Origin of the sequence: Aliiglaciecola sp. M165 (genome assembly GCF_007197995.1) — a bacterium.
Lineage (GTDB): Bacteria > Pseudomonadota > Gammaproteobacteria > Enterobacterales > Alteromonadaceae > Aliiglaciecola.
Genome location: NZ_VKKH01000004.1, coordinates 64,403 through 79,643 on the forward strand (window position 1 = coordinate 64,403; position 15,241 = coordinate 79,643).

General features: G+C 44.6%; 9 protein-coding genes. 7 read left to right on the top strand and 2 right to left on the bottom strand.

What is annotated here, in order from left to right; genetic code table 11:
* Window positions 1-274 precede the first annotated feature (274 nt).
* The 4 genes from FM019_RS07730 to FM019_RS07745 all read left to right on the top strand — a co-directional run bounded on the left by FM019_RS07730 (window position 275) and on the right by FM019_RS07745 (window position 6,709).
* Window positions 275-3,247 (top strand): TonB-dependent receptor, encoded by a 2,973-nt coding sequence (locus tag FM019_RS07730; RefSeq protein WP_143835354.1) that lies wholly within the window; start codon window positions 275-277, stop codon window positions 3,245-3,247.
* A gap of 80 nt (window positions 3,248-3,327) precedes the next feature.
* Window positions 3,328-4,887 carry a tryptophan halogenase family protein gene (locus FM019_RS07735; RefSeq protein ID WP_143835355.1) on the top strand — a complete coding sequence of 520 codons (1,560 nt, stop codon included), beginning with the start codon at window positions 3,328-3,330 and terminating at the stop codon, window positions 4,885-4,887.
* A gap of 76 nt (window positions 4,888-4,963) precedes the next feature.
* On the top strand, window positions 4,964-5,686 hold the full coding sequence (locus FM019_RS07740) for a SapC family protein (protein WP_143835356.1): 723 nt from the start codon (window positions 4,964-4,966) through the stop codon (window positions 5,684-5,686).
* Between the two features lie 9 nt (window positions 5,687-5,695).
* Window positions 5,696-6,709 carry a cupin-like domain-containing protein gene (locus tag FM019_RS07745; protein WP_143835357.1) on the top strand — a complete coding sequence of 338 codons (1,014 nt, stop codon included), beginning with the start codon at window positions 5,696-5,698 and terminating at the stop codon, window positions 6,707-6,709.
* Between the two features lie 39 nt (window positions 6,710-6,748).
* Here FM019_RS07745 and FM019_RS07750 read toward each other — a convergent pair whose 3' ends face one another.
* Entirely contained in the window at window positions 6,749-10,192 is a 3,444-nt protein-coding gene (locus FM019_RS07750; protein WP_260681565.1) for a glycosyl hydrolase, read from the bottom strand.
* Between FM019_RS07750 and FM019_RS20980 the strand changes: the two genes are divergently transcribed.
* From FM019_RS20980 to FM019_RS07760, 3 genes are all read left to right on the top strand, one after another.
* On the top strand, window positions 10,176-10,349 hold the full coding sequence (locus FM019_RS20980) for a hypothetical protein (RefSeq protein ID WP_260681566.1): 174 nt from the start codon (window positions 10,176-10,178) through the stop codon (window positions 10,347-10,349). The genes FM019_RS07750 and FM019_RS20980 overlap by 17 nt on opposite strands.
* Window positions 10,350-10,941: 592 nt before the next feature.
* Window positions 10,942-13,164 (top strand): glycoside hydrolase family 3 N-terminal domain-containing protein, encoded by a 2,223-nt coding sequence (locus FM019_RS07755; protein ID WP_260681567.1) that lies wholly within the window; start codon window positions 10,942-10,944, stop codon window positions 13,162-13,164.
* Window positions 13,157-15,019, top strand: a complete 1,863-nt coding sequence (locus FM019_RS07760; protein WP_260681568.1) for a glycoside hydrolase family 3 protein — start codon at window positions 13,157-13,159, stop codon at window positions 15,017-15,019. The genes FM019_RS07755 and FM019_RS07760 overlap by 8 nt, the downstream gene beginning before the upstream one ends.
* Here the strand turns inward: FM019_RS07760 and FM019_RS07765 are convergent.
* Entirely contained in the window at window positions 14,986-15,216 is a 231-nt protein-coding gene (locus tag FM019_RS07765) for a hypothetical protein (protein WP_143835359.1), read from the bottom strand. The genes FM019_RS07760 and FM019_RS07765 overlap by 34 nt on opposite strands.
* Window positions 15,217-15,241 lie beyond the last annotated feature (25 nt).

Here is a 15,241-nt window from a genome sequence, read left to right on the forward strand (position 1 = left end):
TGAAGGACAAGACCCCGTAGTAGGACAATGGCAAACCTATACATTCGATCTACTCGCTTTGTCTGATGCAGGCCTGGACCTTAGTGCAATTGATGTAGTGATGGTTTTCCCAGCATGGCAGACGGGCGGTGGAGCGATTTATCGTATCGACAACGCCATGATCACAACCAATTAATTGATACTGAACACACTAAGGGTTTTATCCCGCGGAACTTTACACAATGCGCCAGCGGGATAAAACAGCCACATGAAGAAAATTATAAGTAGGGTAACTATGAAAGACATGAACTTCAGTAAGAAATACCTTGCCGCATCCATCTCTGTGCTTTTGGGCACAGCAGTTGTACCTCAAATTTCAGCGCAAGAGGCAGATAATGCCGATGCCGCTGGAGGGGATGTAGAAGTCATTGCTGTACGAGGGATCCGCGGCAGTTTAATGCGCGCGCAAGATTTAAAACGCGACGGACAAGGCGTTGTTGACGCTATATCCGCTGAAGAAATGGGTAAATTCCCCGATACTAACCTTGCCGAATCACTGCAACGTATTACCGGTGTCACGGTAAGCAGAAGCAACGGTGAAGGTAGTGAAATTACCGTGCGGGGATTTGGTCCAGATTTTAACTTGATTACCTTAAATGGTCGTCAAATGCCAGGAACAGGTAATACTCGTTCTTTCAAATTGGAAAACTTGTCATCGTCAGGTGTTAGCGCCTTGGAGTTATATAAAACTGGCCGTGCAGATATTCCATCCGGTGGACTAGGTGCAACGGTAAATATTGTCACAGCAAGACCTTTGGCATCTCCTGGTTTGAAATATTCATTGTCCGCCAAAGGAATTTATGATGAGTCAAACGTTGAAGGGGATGATGTCACTCCAGAATTGTCTGCTTTGTATAGCGATACCTACGCAGACAATACTATTGGTTTGGCCATATCTTTGTCGATGCAAGATCGTGACTTCCAACAACAAAGTGCAAATATTCCAGGTTGGCAAGCCGACCAAGGGCCATTTGGCAACGCGACTTCGGCAATAGATTTGCGTCCAGACGCAGCCAATGAAGAAGAAGACATAATGGGTGGCACGACCACTGCCGATGGTAAGGCCGGTCATACCTATTTCCCCCGCCAGATTTCATATAACATTAACAATGTTCAACGCTCTCGTTTCAACGGGCAAGCAACCTTGCAATATGCGCCTCGAGACGATATGACCTTTACTCTGGACTATGTTTATTCTGAAGCGGAAACAGCGACGTCGGGTTTAGGCTATGGCATCTGGTTTAACTTTGGCGGAAATGTGACAAGTTATGAATTGGATGAGCGCGGAACGGCCATTCGCTTTACCGAAACCGCCAATGATTTTGCGCACTCCGCCAATAGAGAAACTTTATTGGTAGAAAGTGATTCCATCGGATTTAATTTCGAATGGCAAATCACTGACGACATTCATTTTGAATTGGATTATCACGATTCAAAAACCGAGACCGACAATGGTGCTGATGATGGTACTGGACACTCTGGTAACATCATTCTCGGACCGAACAACATCGTGACTAAAACCTATGATTTTTCTGAAGGTGGCATTCCGCAATTTGTCATGACCTGGCCAGATAACGCCGCCGAGGCAAGTCCAGCCGATTTTGATCCGTTGTTTGCTCAATTTAGCCGTGGTGTGGGCGAGTCTACCGTCGAACAACTGCAATTAGATGCCGAATGGGTTAACCCTGATGATAGCTTCCTAATGAGCGTTCGTGCTGGTATTGCCATTACCGACCAAACCTTTGGTGGAAGAAACGCCTTTAGTGGCAACCAAGGTCCCGGCGGTTACAATGGCAACCAAGCTATCTTCCCAGATAGCATGTTTGTAAGACGAGATTCAGGTGACTTCCTTGACGAATTTTCTAATGGCGGTGCAAACCTCACTACCGATTACTACTACGCGTTTGATTATGCTGAGGCAGTTGGTAGATTGCAGTCTTTCTTTGGCTTTAATCCAGATCCGTTTGAATCTTTTGTTACGGAAGGCCTAGCAGACTTGACCGAAGAAACACAAAGTGCCTATGTCGCAGCAGACATGTACTTCGAAATCGGAGATATGCCGGTAGATGTCAATGTGGGAGTGCGCTATGAACAGACAGACGTAATCAGTATTGTCGATCAGGATGTTGAAGACTTTGTTGTTTGGACTAACCCAACGGAGTGGCAGTTGCGCTTTAGACCAAGCGAGACCGGCAGCGTTCAGTTTACCGGCGAGCATGATTTGTACCTACCAAACTTGGATATTAAGGTAGAGGTGACCGACGATATTATTGCCAGACTCTCTACAAGTAAAACGATTACCCGAGCACCGCTAGGAAATCTAGTTGGTGCACGTTCACTATCGCCAGCCCCTAAACCAGGTAGCAGAAATGGTGCGGCGGGGAACACCAACTTGCAACCCTTTGAATCGACTAACCTGGATTTGATCGTTGAGTACTATTACGAAGAAGCGAGTTATATTGCACTGGGGTATTTCAGAAAAGACGTGAAAAACTTTATAAGCAACAATCAGACGCTGCTGACTTTCGAAGGTTTACGTGACCCGCTAAATGGTCCACGTGCCGCGCAAGCGACAGCTGAGCTCGTTGCTGCCGGAATCCCTGTTACTGACGGTGCAATTTGGCAGCAGTTGATTGACAGTGGCCAAGGAATCGATGACGCCTGTTGTCAAACCCAGATCATCCGTCAGAACCCTGATGACCCACTTATTGAATGGTTGGTGAGTCGTCCTGAAAATGGTGATGACAAGACTGTAGATGGATTTGAATTCGCGATCCAGCATATGTTTGGTGAAACCGGCTTTGGTGCTGGCTTTAACTTTACAATAGTTGATGGTGACGTAGAATTTGACGTAGACAGCTTTGAAAGACAAGCACCTTTAAACGGCCTGAGTGACTCAGCCAATATTCAATTGTTCTACGAAAAAGATGGCCTTTCAGCAAAAATTACTTACGCATGGCGTGATGATTATTTGATTGGTGTTGGTCAACAGCAAGGCTCTGCTGAATCTCCGCCTCAATTCGGTAAAGAATACGCACAAACTGATATCAGTATTAACTACGATATTACTGAAAATCTAACGGTGTTTTTTGAAGGTTTAAATATAACCAATGAAACCGAGGAAGGTTACGGACGCTACGAAGAGCAATTCTTGTTTGCTCGTCAATATGGTTCCCGTTACAACCTAGGTGCACGTTACACCTTCTAAGCGAAGGTTGTTATGAAAAAAGCCGCTTTTTAAGCGGCTTTTTGATATGCTTTTTTTAATCTGTTCACTTGGAGTAAGAAGTGGTCGATCATCAAATTAGAAAAATTGTTATCGTCGGTGGTGGCACCGCTGGATGGCTGACAGCGGGTGTGATTGCTGCAGAACATTTAGCCAACTCTGAGCAAGGAATATCAGTAACCTTGATAGAATCGCCGGACGTGAGCCCCATAGGTGTTGGCGAAGGTACCTGGCCAACTATGCGTGGAACCTTGCGCAAAATGGGAATTAGCGAAACGGATTTTATCCGCGAATGTGACGCCTCGTTCAAACAAGGGGCAAAGTTCGCCAAATGGGTTACAGGTGCTGAAGATGATGCCTACTATCATCCACTTGTTCTTCCTCAAGGATACGAGCAAATTAACTTAGCGCCGTTTTGGCAAGAACAAGCCGACAAGGTTTCGTTTGCCGATGCCGTCTCATTTCAAGGGCACCTATGTGATCAGCACTTGGCCCCAAAACAAAATACCACGCCAGAATATGCCCATGTTGCAAACTATGCGTATCATCTTGACGCCGGTAAATTTTCCACATTTTTGACTAAACATTGCACCGAGAAACTTGGCGTAACTCATATCCTTGACCATGTTACCGACATTAACAGTCACGATAACGGCGATATCCGTTCTATCAATACGAAAATGTCAGGGGAATTGGAAGCGGATCTATTCGTTGATTGCACAGGTTTCAATGCACTATTAATCGGTAAGCATTACCAAATTCCATTTATTAACAAACGCCATATTCTCTTCAATGACACTGCACTTGCAGTGCACGTGCCCTATGAAACTGAACAAAGCCCTATTGCGTCTCATACTATATCAACGGGGCAAAGTGCAGGCTGGATCTGGGACATTGGACTGCCCTCTCGACGCGGTGTAGGCCATGTTTTTTCTTCTGACCACACCACGGTTGAGCATGCAGAAACGGAATTGAGAGACTACATAAAGCAAAGCATTGGTGATAAAGCGGATGAATTAAAGGTTCGAAAAATCCCCATCGTGCCTGGCCACAGGCAGGTATTTTGGCATAAAAACTGTGTTGCTGTAGGGCTATCAGCAGGGTTCCTCGAGCCGCTGGAAGCGTCAGCGTTAGTGCTTGTTGAGCTGTCGGCTGCAATGATCAGCGAGCAAATGCCCGCAACGCGCAGTGTAATGGATATTGTCGCAAAACGCTTTAACGATAAGTTCCTGTATCGCTGGGATCGAATCATTGATTTTCTTAAACTTCACTACATTTTAACCAAGCGCACCGATACCGATTATTGGGTGGATAATTGCGATAAGAAAACGATCCCGGAAGACCTTAGACAGCTAATGGAGCTATGGCGATATCATAGCCCTTGGCATAGCGATTTCACGCAAATTGATGAAGTATTCCCTTCTGCCAGCTATCAATATGTGTTGTATGGAATGGGATTTAAAACCGAATCTGCTGGCACCCAAAGACGCTCATTAGATAAACAACTTGCGATGGAGAATTTTCGCAAAAACCAACAACTGACCCAAAAGCTTATAAAAGGACTGCCAACAAATCGGGCACTCATCAATAAAATACGTCAGTTTGGATTGCAGCGCATTTAACTCGGAAAACGAGACAATCAAACCAACAACTAGTCTAGGTGCTAGTAAGAAATACAATAACTAATCAGGACACTCTATGCCAAACCATCAAGTACTCGACAATGTGACGCACAAAGATTTAAAAATCATAACCGACATGCTTCCCAGACTCGGTGACGATGTCAGCTATGCGAATATTTTTGTATCTGAGTTCAGACAAGTACAAGGTGTTTATCCGATCTTTTTTAGAAAGAATTCAGAGTCAGGAAAATTTGAAGCCATCGCCATGTTCGGCTTTGCTGAAATGGAGAATTTGTATTTAACCGAAAAAGGCTGGCAAGGCGACTATGTGCCATTGAGTATTCAACGTCGCCCTTTCTTGATTGGTTTTCAAAATACTCAAGTTGATGGTGTACTAACTCAGGAACCTGTGGTCTTTGTTGATATGGATAGTCCACGAGTTTCTGAAGAAATTGGTGAGCCTGTATTTTTGGAACAAGGGGGGCAAAGCGATTATTTACAGCACATGACATCGGTACTTAAGGCTGTTAACGAAGGGCACCAACTCACAGATGAATTTGTTGCAGAACTGCTTTCACAGGATTTGATTGAATCGGTTAGCATAAAAGTCACTGTCAAAGATGGAAGTAACAACGAACTCACAGGCATTTACACAATCAACGAAGAAAAAGTGGCAGCGCTGAGCGGCGAGGATTTGCAAAATTTACATAGCAAAGGCTACTTGCAAATGATCCATATGATCGAGGCATCAATGGCCAATCTTTCTCCGTTGATAGAAAAGAAAAACGCGACCCTATAGAGATGCAAAGTGCTGTCATTTAGCTCGAAAAATACGATTAAAGAGATACATTCTGCCAGCGAATCAGATTTGACCTCTGAGTTATTATGTTGCAATGAACCCGCTGTTCTTAGAGGGCTTATTAAATCCTGGCCATTAGTACAAGCGGCTGAGAAAAGCGCACAGCATGCTGCAGACTATTTAACCAGTAGTGCGAATGACCGTCCCGTGCAAGCCTTCGTGGCTGGTGCTGCCGAACAAGGCCGCTTTTTTTACAACGAAACAATGGATGGCTTTAATTTCTCGCCAAAAACAACAAACTTCAAAAACGTAATCGACGATATTTTTGCTCATGCAAATAATCCAGCTTTAGATTCAACTTATTTGGGTTCGACATCAATCAATCACATATTGCCCGAGTTTCGTTTGCACAACGAAGTTGATCTGCTCAAAGATTCGCCCTTAGTGAGCATATGGGTAGGTACGCCTTCGCGGATCGCCGCTCACTATGACATCCCAGATAACTTGGCCTGTGTGGCTACTGGAAAAAGGCGATTTACTTTGTTTCCACCAGATCAAATAGATAATTTATATGTAGGCCCGTTAGATTTCACTCCCGCTGGACAGTCTGCCAGCATGGTCGACTTTCATAATGTTGACTACCGTCAGTTTCCGAAATTTAAAGAGGCCATTGAGCAAAGCATTATTATAGAACTAGCGCCCGGCGACGCGCTATTTATTCCTAGTATGTGGTGGCATCATGTCGAGGGCTTGGAGGACTTTAATGTTTTAGTCAACTACTGGTGGCGGCAAGTCCCCAATTTTATGGGTACGCCACTCGATGCGTTAAATCATGGGATCTTAAGTATTCGAGATTTGCCCAAAGCACAAAGAGATATATGGCGAAACATGTTTGAGCATTACGTATTTTCGGCTCGGGAGCCAACCCATATTCCTCCTGAGCGACGGGGAAGCTTGAATCCACTGGATGAAACCCTTGCACGGCAAATCCGTGCAGCATTAATCAACAAACTCAATCGTTAGCAACAGGCTACTTATACCCATTTGGTCTATCAAAAGTGGTTATTCAATTCGAATACTCTCTACAACAATATGCAGATCTTGACCACCGTCATTTCCTTCCAGCACAAATGGATTTATTACCGAGGTTAAATCCACCTGATTTCCCGGTGATAGCGAATTACTCGCAGCACTAATATCTGAAACAGGGATACTGTATGACTGAAAATCCCCTCCTTCAACGGGCAGTCCACCATAATCGGACAAATTCACGTCACTTAGATTTGGCCAACCTGAATCTATTTTAACGAACACATCCGTATGGCTTCCTAGGCTCGCTAGCCTTAAATCAAAACGCAGAAATCCCTGTTCGTAAGCACTTAGATCAAGGACTACTGGAGCAATGAGATAAACATTGCCTGTCATACTAAAATCAGCCTCTAACGTGCCACTATTGAGTGTAATACTGTCATTGTCTGCTTCGTTATTTCCCGGAAAGTTTCCGATGCTGTAGCCATCTTGAAGTTGATCATCTAGCAATACCAGTGGCGCTATCAACGACGCTGTTTGAAACTCTGTTGTTATAGCAATAGATTCTTGCGAACTGTCATCTAAGGCACTGATACTAATCGTGTAAGTCGTTTGTTCGGACAAGCCACTGAGGGTGGTTTCTAGACGGTTTACCGATGTCACCACTTCAAAGTTATCCGGTCCAGACAGCACGACATTGTAGCTATTTATACTGCCCTCATCCTCCGCTGCTTGCCAGCGCACTGTAGCCTGTGTTGCGGTGATATTCTCGACGGCCAAAACACCTTGCATTTGAGGAGGTAAATCGGCATTGAGATCGGCCGTTGTCACCTCAGCTTCAATTGAATTTGAACGGTTTCCTGCCACATCCAAGGCCGTGACAATCACGCTATAAGCTGTGTTATCCGACAGACCTTGGACTTGGTTCGAAGTTGATGTACTCACAACAGTTTGAACCGTGACACCGTTTTGTTGAATTTGAATTTCGTAGGATGCAACACGAACGTTGTCCGTTGCAGGGTCCCAGCCCAAATCAACGGATGTTCGCCTCACGTTAGACACCATGACGTCACCCGCAAATTCTGGCGGCAGTTGATCATCCAATTCAAGCTCTTGGGTAGTTACTCGTGTCATGACCCCTGGTTGAACAAGCAGCGATACGCCGTCTGAGAAATTGACGGTCTTTTCCTGTTCGGAAAAATTATACGACAGATAAGTGCGATTATCGTCTTTTTCAAACACCATTGAAGCCGGGTCATCTGCGGTAACATCGCCGTTTCCTGTAAGCATATTCCCCAGCTGAGTAAAGGTGTGTATCCAATGGTAGGTATGTGCTTTAGTTTCGCCGAACTCTGGCACATAATCTGCCATACTTTCATAGTCGTCTAATGCGGCTTGGGCATCATTGGTTGCCCACAAATTCCACCAAACGTCCCTCCACTGGTCTTCATCTAACCCAGAAGGTTTACCATTTTCTGATTCAGACATTCCCAACTCAATGTAGTCGCGCATATAATCTGGGTATTGACCAACGTGGAGAGTAAGGGGATTAATAGGCAGACCCTGAATTCCTAGAATATGGGCATAACGCGGACTAAACCAAGTGGAAAATACGGCACCATCGCCCCATATGATTGACGTTGTGATTTTATCGTAGGTTGAAGGAAAATTATTATACTCTTCGGGTTTACCCTGATAATGATCAATGTTGTTCCAGTACTGCCAATAAGTTGCGGCTGTAGAGGCATGCAAATAGGTGCCGCGATCTACCAAGTCTTGTTGCCCGGTTATCAATCCATAGAGCGTAATTGCTCCATAGGCGTTAGCTGCCTCAGAAGTCGATTCGTTATTGTTGCCTCTGGCAAAATTGACCATCCCCGATGCCCAAGAGAAGCCATTTGCTGGATCAAAATGGCGTAAATAAGGAAACATCTCGTCATCACGCCCACCCGCATAGTCTCTAATCAGTAATTCAATCATAGGGCCATATTGTGCTTCGGAGCACCACGCCAAATCGACTCGACATATTTCAGCGGCTGCGCGGACAAAGTATCCATAATGAAAATGGTGATCGTTAAGCATTTGATGGGATAAAAAGGACTCACTGACCCCTAATAACGTATCCCAATCTTCATCATAAACAAAGTACTTGTCTTCATCGAAAGTATCGCCAGTTGCAGCGGTAAACCAATCTGCAAGCTCGAGTTTAAGCCAATTAATGAATACGTCGGCTTGTTGATCAAGCCCAGCAGATCGCGCAATTGCCGCTAGCTCGGCAACTTTTGAATAAGCTTTACCCGACCAATAGGTGTCTGTAAAGGTATTCCAATTGTCTTGACCTTGTGCGATAAAGTCATTGACAAGTTGCGTCAACACTGCCCTATCTATGCTACCGTCGATGGTTGGCAAAAATGGGAGTACTCCCACGGAAGGTATTTGATAGGAAAAGTCTTGACCTGGTAAAAATTTAACGGTTCCTCTGGCACTGCGCACACTTTGTGTTGAAATAATGTCACCTGCATTTTTCCAATGCAGAGGATGCAGTCCCATCATTGTGTCTAAAGGCTCACCAGACTGATCGAGATAATGATGAGTAATGTTAACGGCTTGCGACTCGCTCTCGATTTGGTAGGTAATGTCGACCTTACTGACCACATTTCTGGCGTAAAGTTTGAATTCATCTACCGTACCTTGAGTTGGCGTGTCTAAGTTCGACGGTGGCAACAATGCTAGGGTGAATTCGTTAGTCTGCGAATTGATAGTGATGCTGTTGGATGTCGCACCGCTAAAAGTTGTTCCTTCATCACCAATTAATAAATAAGTGTTTTTATTCCCAGCGACCCTTGTCCACAGCCCTAAACTATTATCGCCTGTTGAAAACGTTCCTTTCTCGCCACCATCTTCTCTTAATGTTTTGATTACAAAGTCACCCTCATAGGTTTTAAAAAACACATAGGGCGAACCATGCAAAAATGTGGCTTCCATTACAGGGTTACCTGAGGCCTGCCATTCAATGGTCATTGAACCATCGCTACTTTCTTTCAAATAACCTTCTAAATTGAAATGCATTGAATTTGCAACAGCAATTCCATCAAACACTTCTGCAAAAGGGTCCGGGATCGGATATTGGAAATTTATCTCATCCATTGATTGCAAACCGCTAGGAATACCCATAACGCGAACACCTGATTGGCTGATTCTGGCGATAATAGGGTCAGGCGTAATGTATGCAGCGCTGTCAGGGTCCTGGAGTGTCATCTCTCCCAAAAACGATACTGAACCCCACCAACGATGAGACGCAAAGGGTTTTTCAGCGGCTGGCCCAGTGACTTGTGGGAAACGTTTGGTGATAGTGCCTACAGGTTTGTTATCCGTTGTGCATCCACTGACGCCTGGTTGAACTACGCCTGCGTTATAAACCCAGAAACCATAGTCCTCGGTACACCGATAACCTTCTTCATTGAACTTATCTACCACATTGCCCGCACCAAAGTTTGTCACCTTAGCAGATTCGCCCACAGGTGGAGGTGGCGGCGGCGGTGGCGGTGGCGGCGGTGGCGGCGGTGGCGGTGGCGGCGGTGGTGGTGGTGGCGGCTCGGGTACGGCAGGGGGTGCAACCGATGGACCTTCTTGAGTAGAATTTGAGCCTGAACCACAGGCAGTCAGAAATGCCAGACAAACACTAGATGCAATGATTGATCTCGTTTTCATTTTTTATCCAAAACAGAAGTGAATATACATCAATGGAAACGAGACGAATTCACCGATTAACCAAAGTTAACCATTTAAATAGAAGCGGCCTTGTAGAAACCGCAGAGAGCTTGTTCGCCAACGCTAGCAACCCTTGCATGACTTACAAATTTTGAAAATAAGATCTTTTACAACAACTACAAAAAGATCATATTCTTTCCATCGTCTGCACCAGTTGTAAATATGCATCATGCCTTCGATACGTTGGTACAAATGTTAACAAATACGTTACACCGTATTAGCATTTGAACAATGCAAATACGGTGAGACGTGGCATCTTTAGAGATAAGGCGGCATCGGTACCTTAGACCTTAGTCTAAGTTAAGAACGCGCAGGTCCATTTCAACTGTCGATAAGTCCTTCGTGTCTTATTTCAATTGATATGGGAGAAAGGTGAATTAAGGTTATCAAAGGTAAGTTCGCTGAGAACAAATTTACACTCCAACAATAAAACTATAAGAGCGTTGGGATACCCTATGCAAAATCAAGTCGTGGCGTTGAGTGAATACTCAGCTAAGCTCACATATTCTGAAAAATCGTTGTCATTGTTAGCACAAATGACAATGGAAGAAAAAATTGGTCAAATGTGCCAGGTTTCCGGCGAATACGGGCAGATCAGTCATGATCTAGCTGAAAATATTCGGGCTGGCAAAGTAGGTTCTGTGATCAACGAAGTTGAACCTAATACTCTTAAAGAACTTCAACATATAGCCGTTCACCAAACACGCCTGGGTATACCGTTATTGTTTGGTAGAGATGTGATCCATGGTTTTAAAACGATTTTCCCTATTCCCATAGGTCAAGCTGCCAGTTGGTCACCAGAATTGGTAAAAGAAGCTGCATCAATCGCTGCATTTGAAGCATCTAATGTGGGCATCAATTGGACATTTGCTCCAATGATCGATATCAGCCGAGATCCACGTTGGGGTCGCATTGCTGAAAGCATGGGTGAAGACCCAATGCTTTGTTCTGTGATGGGTGCCGCAATGGTCAAGGGGTTTCAAGGTGAAAACCTTTGCGAACCGACTAGCATTGCTGCATGTGCTAAACACTTCGTTGGATATGGTGCATCAGAAAGTGGTCGCGACTACTGCACAACAAATATTCCAGAAAACGAGCTCCGAAATATCTATTTGCCGCCCTTCCATGCTGCCGCCAAAGCGGGAGTATGCACTTTTATGTCATCGTTTAGTGACTTGGACGGCATTCCAGCAAGTGGCAATAAGTGGCTACTAAAGGATATTTTACGAGATGAATGGCGATTCAACGGATTTGTGGTCAGCGATTGGGAGTCCGTTTCACAATTACAAGTTCACGGAGTGACTGAGAATGACAAAGGATCGGCTGAACTAGCCTTTGACGCTGGTGTGGACATGGAGATGGTTTCAAAATCCTACTCTGAACATCTCCAGTCTCTAATCGATGAAAACAAGATAAGCGAAGCGCAAATAGATACCTGTGTCCTGCGTATTTTGGAAACTAAATTCAGTTTGGGATTGTTCGAAGAGCAATCTAACCGCTTCAATCCCGTTGATTTTTACTTACCTGAGCATTTGGCTACAGCCAAAGAACTGGCCATAAAGAGCTGCGTACTTTTACAAAATAAAGCGCAATGTTTGCCACTTTGTAAAGAGTCAATCAAACGCTTAGCTGTAATTGGACCTTTGGCAGATGATGGGTACGAACAACTAGGCACATGGGTTTTTGATGGTGAAGCGCATCACAGTGTAACCCTATTAGACAGCTTGAAATCCTATTTGCCAGAAGATGTCGAAATCCTCGCCAGTCAGGGACTAAAAAATAGTCGTTCGACTGATACTAATTTGTTTGACCATGCACTCCAAGCGGCACATCAAAGTGACGCCATTATTTTATGTCTTGGTGAGGAATCGATTTTATCTGGTGAAGCACACTGCCGCTCGGACATTTCGTTGCCTGGTGCACAACATGAGCTGATAGATCGTTTATCTTCAGTCGGCAAACCTATCGTGCTGGTTATCATGGCCGGAAGACCACTGACGATTGAACCTATATTAGAGAAAGTTGATAGTATTTTATTTGCATGGCATCCAGGCACGATGGCTGGCCCAGCATTGACAGATATCATATTTGGTGAGGTATCGCCCTCGGGAAAATTGCCAGTAACCTTTCCTCGAGTCGTTGGTCAAATCCCTATTTATTATAATCAAAAGCATGGTGGGAAACCCGCTACCAATGACAACTTCGTACACATGAACAATATTCCCCAGCGAGCTGAACAGACATCGTTGGGGATGGCTGCCACCCACTTAGACACGCATTTCACCCCACTTTTTGAATTTGGTTATGGACTTTCTTATACACAATTTGAATACAGCGGATTACAATTAAATTCACATAAGCTTAACCAAAGCGGAACCTTAACGATAACCGCCACACTAAGCAATGTAGGTGAATGTGCTGCCGAAGAAGTAGTGCAACTGTATGTGAGGGACTTGGTGGGCAGCGTTACACGACCAGTTAAAGAATTGAAACAGTTTCAACGCTTAAGGGTTGAACCTAAAACGAGTACACAAGTGGAATTTGAGCTAAATGCCGACGAACTTGCATTTTATGCGCGAGATAACCGTCGAAAAACAGAATTAGGCCGATTTCACCTTTGGGTTGGAGGAAGTTCTGCAGCGAATTTGCGCACAGAGTTTGAGTTAATTAGTGATTAAAAAGCGCTCTACGTATGAAAACGTTGACAAACAACGAGTTGAAGAAATCCTCAACTCGATGAATCTAGCACAGAAAATTGGCCAGATGACTCAGGCTGAGCGAACGACTTGCTCGCCAGATGATGTTTACCGTTTTCATTTGGGTTCGGTGCTTAGCGCGGCTGGCTCCCGTCCTGGCGACAATACGCCGCAAGACTGGGTCACTATGAACGATCAATATTGGTTGGCGTCAATGGCGGATGATGATCACCACATTCCCATTCCCATTTTGTATGGTGTCGATGCAGTACATGGAAATAGCAATTTAAAAAGCGCTGTGATTTTCCCTCACAATATTGGCTTGGGTGCTATGTATGATTTAGCTTTGGTTGAAAAAGTTGCTCGGGTTACCGCTTCAGAGGTGCTTACCACTGGCGTTGATTGGGTATTTTCTCCTAATCTTGCAGTAGCTAGGGATTACCATTGGGGACGAACCTATGAAAGTTATTCTGAGAGTCCGGAACTAGTCGGTGGTTTTGCTACAGCCATGGTCAAAGGTTTGCAAGACAACTCTTCAAACCAAGGAGTCATCGCTTGTGCAAAACATTGGATTGGAGATGGTGGAACGATCAATGGCATTGATCAGGGTGACACCATACTGAATTGGCATGATTTAAAAAGAATTCATATTGCCCCCTATGTACAAGCCATCGAAGCTGGCGTGCACTCAATTATGGTGTCTTTCAGCTCGTGGAATGGCGACAAATGTCATGCACATCACCATCTCATCAAAGAGGTACTCAAGCAAGACATGGGATTTGAAGGCATAGTCATTTCAGATATGCAAGGCATCGACTACCTTGCAGATGATTTTTATTTGGCCGTAGCGCAGGGCGTAAATGCAGGTATTGATATGTTCATGGTACCTGACAACTGGCGAGAGTTTATAGAAAACCTGACAAGCCATATTGAACTGGGTACCGTTTCGCTGGAAAGAATCGATGATGCGGTCAGACGAATAATCACTGTTAAATTAGCATCGGGCCTCTTTGATAAACCTCGTCCCTCGCAACGGCCAACCAGTTTGTCGGCAGATTTTGGCCAGCAACCTCATCGCCATATCGCCCGAGAAGCCGTGCAAAAATCGCTGGTACTGCTGAAAAATGATAGGAATAGGTTGCCTTTACGGCATAACCAGAAAGTGCTTGTTTGCGGCAAAAATGCGCATAATATTGGTCATCAATGTGGTGGATTCACCGTAAACTGGCAAGGTTTTGATGGCAACGATGAGATCATTGGCGGTTCATCTATCTGGGAGGGAATTCAACAGAAGGCGTCCGAATCGAAATTGGTGGCACCAGAGGACATTCAACACGTAGAAAAAGATCAATTCGACATTGCTGTGGTGGTGATTGGTGAAACACCCTATGCAGAAGGTCACGGTGACATTCGTGGCGATGACCATTTTATTATGCAATCTGGAAAAAGTATTAATGGCCAAATTAAGTTACAAGAGGCCTCAGGGCACACACTTGAGCTATGTGCATTGCATCCCCAAGATCTCGAGATCATTGAGCATCTCAACCAAAAGTCAATTCCCGTGGTTACCATCATGATTTCTGGCCGTCCGCTAATTATCAATAATGTATTGAATGCTTGTGATGCTTTTGTTGCGGCTTGGCTACCCGGTTCTGAAGGTTTAGGAGTGGCTGATGTACTATTTGGTGATGTCGATTTTTCCGGCAAACTCGCCTTTAGCTGGCCAGAAACATCATTCCCGACTGTGAATATCGGCGATGAACCTTACGAACCTAAATTCGCCATCGGTTATGGGATGTCATATCAACACAATTCGTTATCTGCCAAAGCGGGATAGGGATTTAATTCGCTAATTCCGATACCAAGTGCATTAACACCGATTAAATCAATGCTTCCAAAGGTCTGTTTACGTCCAATAGGAGAATATTTTCCTTTGCAGTGGAACGTTGATGCATCTTCAGATGAAAGCTCTAGCTGCACAGCAAATCTTTTTGGGCTCTTTGGCAATGCGTTTGCTGCTGTTACCTCTAGCATTAATCTCTTTGAAATAGAAAACAAT